Raw genomic sequence first — 4051 nt, forward strand, 5'->3', positions numbered from 1 at the left:
GAATCCGCCGGTGCCGAGCAGCAGGGCGCCCATGCCGCCGATGGCCACGGCGTTGCTGGGGTCGAGCGCGGTGGACGCCTGGTCGGCGTCGGCGGCGCGGTTGTCGCTCTTGCCGCTCTTGCCGCCCGACTTGCTGGTGCTCGGAAGCGCCAGGTACGGGAAGGTCTTCCCGAAGCGGACGTCGTTGGTGTCGACCTTGTCGCCCGCGGCCAGCGCCGGGACGAGCTTCCCGGTCTGCGCGGCGCCTTCGACGGCCTGGAGCGAGATGTCGATCGCGTCGTCGGCCAGGCGGCGTCCGTTGGGGAAGCCGGCCAGGTCACCGGCGAGTACGCCGAGCCGCTGCGGCTTTTTCGCGGGCGCGACACCCATGTTGAGCCGCAGTTCCTCGGCCGGGAAGATCCGGGCCGGGTCGGCGTCCTTGTTGAGCCGGTGCGCGTTCAGATCCGCCTTGATCGGGCCGCACGCCTTGCAGATACCGGTCAGGTAGATCTCGGCGAGGTCGTTACGGGGCGTCTTGGGCGCGGGGATCCCGTACACCTGCTGGATCAGCTTCGGCAGGATCGGGTCGTAGACCTTGTCCACCACGGGCTGCACGGTGCGGTCCTGGTCCGGCGAGATCGAGTTGAAGGCGTCCTTGTACTTGAGCGGTACGACGACCTCGTTGACCAGTGGGTTGCCCAGACGCGAGACCTGCCGCCATCCGTCGTGGCTCTTGGACCTGCCGCCCATGACGTCCGCGCCCGCGCGGTCCGTGGTGGACCACACGCCGACGACGGGGTTGCGCGCCGCGTCGCCACGCAGCGCGAGGAACTTCTTCGGCACCTGGAGGGCGACCGAGTTGACGTTGTAGCCGGCGAGGGTGTCCTGGCCGCGCTCGCTGAGGTCGCCGCCGTACAGCAGGTCGAAGACCCGCAGATCGGCGAAGAACGGGTCCTCCGCCTGGCCCGCGAACGCCCTCGCTCCGCCGGGTACCTGACGGACGGCCTGCGCGCGCAGGGCGCCGTAGTCGGGCATCGACGCCTTGCCGACGCGGGAGGGGGCGACGGGGGCATTCCGCAGCAGGGTGCGGGTGCTGCCGCCCTCGGTGACCGTCAGGTCGTACGTCTGACGGAAGTTGAGGTTCGGGTCGTCGATCCGGCGGACCGGTCCGGTGTTGTAGAGGAACTGGTTCTCGGCGTCCCGCACCTCGTTGCGGAAGCGCCAGGTGTACGTGACGTCGGCGACGCCGTCACCGGTGTTGTCGATCTTGACGTTGTAGCGGGCGTCGTCCGCGAACGCGTAGAAGTTCGGTCCGCCGTTGGGCTCCTCGAACGGGATCCAGTTCGCGACCAGGGTCACGGTGTCGGAGCGGTCCGGGCTCGTGAACGCGTACACGTCCGTGTTGTCGGCGCGCGGGTCACCGGCGGTCATCGGCGCCTCGCGGTGACTGGACGCGGCGCTGATGCCGGGCGCGAGGCTGAGCACGGCGAGCCCGGTGGCGAGCGCGCCGGCGCCGAGCACGATCAGGGACTGATCGAGCGTGCGCCGCGAACGCGGCCGTGCGGAAGTGGTCTTCAAAGGTGTTCCTCTCGTCTGCGAATCCGCCTCCCGGCGTCGGGCGGGGCCGCACGACAGGAGGCGGAATTCAACTGGCCGGTGTGATCGCCCGACCCGGCGTCCGGGACGCGTCCGGACGGCTGCCACAAGACACGGGGTCCGGGCCCCTTCGCCGATCGGGGGAACACCGCGCACCGGGAGCCCGGCACGCAGAAGGCAGACAAGCATGAGGAACAGGAAGTAATCGCCTATTTCGCTCGGACTCGCGGTTCAAGCCGACGGAGGTCCGACGCGAAAGCGCAGGTGGCGTGCCTGGATGACACGCCGAACCCGTACGCAGAACGAGGCGCGACACGAGCCCGCCCCTTAGGCCGATCGGTGACGCGCGGGCCCAAGGCCGATCCGGGCGGCGGAGAACGCCCAAGTCGCTGACTTCGGCCTTGGCCGTGGAGTGAGTGACGAGGATCGAACTCGGGCTCTCAGCCCACCACGATCTGCCGGAACCTGCCCAGGGCCAGCGCCATGAACGCGGCCGTGATGACGGTCGCGCACACCAGCGCGTACGGCAGCGCGTGTACAACGGGCCATGCGTCGCCGAGCGGGATGCCAGCGGGCGACGGGTTCCCGAACAGCTGCCGTACGGTCGCTGCGCACAACTTCGACCGGCCGAGCCCGCGCGCGTGGGGCCCACCTCACCGCCTGCGGTGGCGCGGCTGGTCCGGATGCCCCTTGGCCCGGCGGCTCGTAGGTGTTCTCGATGGTGTCGGTGCAGCCTGGCGGAGGGGCGTCTGTTCGGTGTCGGCGGGCAGGTCGGCGATGCGGCGCAGTCGCCATACGAGTACGTCGCTGACGGAGTCGGCGGTGTCCAGCTCGCGGCGTTTGGTGGCTTCGGTGAGCAGTGTGGCCGGTTGGTGGCTGGCTGTTTCGGCGTCGGTGAGGGTGGCGGCGAGGGCAGGCCAGCCGGGTTCGTTGAGGATCTGCTCGGCCAGCTCCGGCACCGCGGTGCGTAGGTGCGCGGCCTGCCGCAGCAGATGGTGCTGGGTGAGGTGTTGGCCTCGCTGGTGGAGTACGGCCATGGGGTGGTGAGCGGCGGCCCGGTAGGCGGTGCGCAGGTGTTCGGCGCTCTGGCGGGCTGCGGCGGCCTGCTGGGCGTGGTTCTTCTTGGCGTGCCAGTGGGCGGCGGCGGTGATGAGGAAGAACGCCATGTCGATCACCATGGCCGTGGTCGCTCCGTCCTCCCCGTCCCCGGGCGACCGGGACTCGCGAGGGTCGTCGCCGCCATCGCGGGCCGCGTCGACTCCGGACTGCTCATGGGCACCGAGGGCGACGCTGCCGTGTGCGCTCCGTTTCCTGTGGATGTCCTGATGGCGCCAGCGCCGTCACCCTCGCGGATCATCACGGAAAGACACTTCGTGTCACCGGGGGTAATTATGGGGTGGCGAAGCCGTGTCTCCGTCTGGAGTGCGGTCTGTTGCCCTGGTCGCTTGTTTGGCGGTGATGCCGCCCGGGTGCGGGGCGTGCGAAGGGATGTTCCACGTATGAGCGCGATATCACGACGGCGTCGTCTGGCCCGTCTCGCCGCATGTGTGTCCACTCTGAGCCTGGCCGCGGCTGGTACGGTCGGTCTCGCTGTCGCCGAGGGGGCGAGTGACGCCGCGGACGCCGAGGGCTTCGGACCCTCGCCCACGGGCAAGCGCACGGTCCAGCCGCTGAAGAACGAGTGCACCACCGGCGAGCCGCAGGATCTGTGCCGCAACATCGGGGTCACCGACGGCTGGTACGAGGGCGAGACCATCAAGTTCCTCTACACGCAGAACTTCTTCTGCGACCCGTCGGTCAGCTCCGGGGCGCCGAGCAAGTGCGAGGCCGGCGCGAAGTACAACAACGTGCCGCCCGGGACCACGTCGGACAAGTTCACCGACCCGCTCTACATTCCGGTCCCGCTGTTCAAGCCCGGTCCCAAGACGCTCCAGTGCCCGGCGAATGTGCCGTGTGTGGACCACCCCACCAGCATCGACCTCTCGCGACTCGCGTCGGCGCTGAAGATGCCGGCCTCCGCGCTGAAGAACACGGAGCTGCCGGGCCACGACCACATCATCACCGACCGGAACAACGACCGGCCCGAGTGGTGGCCCGTCTTCGTCGTCGGCGTGACCGACCCCGGCTCGTTCAAGAAGATCCAGGCCGGCAAGAGCTTCGACACCATCAAGAAGCTCGCGGCCGACCCCAAATCCGGCGTCACCCAGCCGATCCCCACCAACACCTTCCTCTGGTTCCAGACCCTCCCGGGAACCAACTCCGCCATGCCATCCGGCGGTGTCGACGCCGGTAACGGCGGCACCCAGGACGTGAGCGACACCGCACTGCTGGGAGCCGCTGCCGCACTCGCGGTGGGCAGTGCGGGCGCACTGGCCATCAGCCGCCGCCGCACACCCTCTTCCCGCCAGATCTGACCGGCGGAGCGACACACCATGAAGACAACAGGCCGCCGCGGCGTATGGACCGCGGCGGCCTG

At 69.5% G+C, this 4051-nt stretch carries 4 protein-coding genes; 1 reads left to right on the forward strand and 3 read right to left on the reverse strand.

Annotated elements, in window-relative coordinates; all coding sequences use genetic code 11:
* From BHU15_RS07565 to BHU15_RS07570, 3 genes are all read right to left on the reverse strand, one after another.
* The coding region (locus BHU15_RS07565) for a DUF4331 domain-containing protein (protein ID WP_069626466.1) at nt 1-1557 on the reverse strand (1557 nt) is incomplete at its 3' end.
* Nucleotides 1558-2015: 458 nt separating this feature from the next.
* A complete protein-coding gene (locus BHU15_RS38110) occupies nt 2016-2192 on the reverse strand; it encodes a hypothetical protein (RefSeq protein ID WP_255293051.1) in 177 nt (58 codons plus the stop codon).
* Nucleotides 2193-2228: 36 nt separating this feature from the next.
* Nucleotides 2229-2753: a relaxase gene (locus BHU15_RS07570; protein WP_079127978.1), complete on the reverse strand. Its 525-nt coding sequence runs from the start codon at nt 2751-2753 to the stop codon at nt 2229-2231.
* A 369-nt stretch (nt 2754-3122) separates the two neighbouring features.
* Between BHU15_RS07570 and BHU15_RS07575 the strand changes: the two genes are divergently transcribed.
* Complete coding sequence (locus BHU15_RS07575) at nt 3123-3989, forward strand: GVDTG sorting domain-containing protein (RefSeq protein WP_069626467.1); 867 nt, start codon at nt 3123-3125, stop codon at nt 3987-3989.
* The last annotated feature ends 62 nt before the right edge of the window (nt 3990-4051 follow it).

Source organism: Streptomyces niveus, assembly GCF_001723055.1.
Taxonomy (GTDB): Bacteria; Actinomycetota; Actinomycetes; order Streptomycetales; family Streptomycetaceae; genus Streptomyces; species Streptomyces niveus.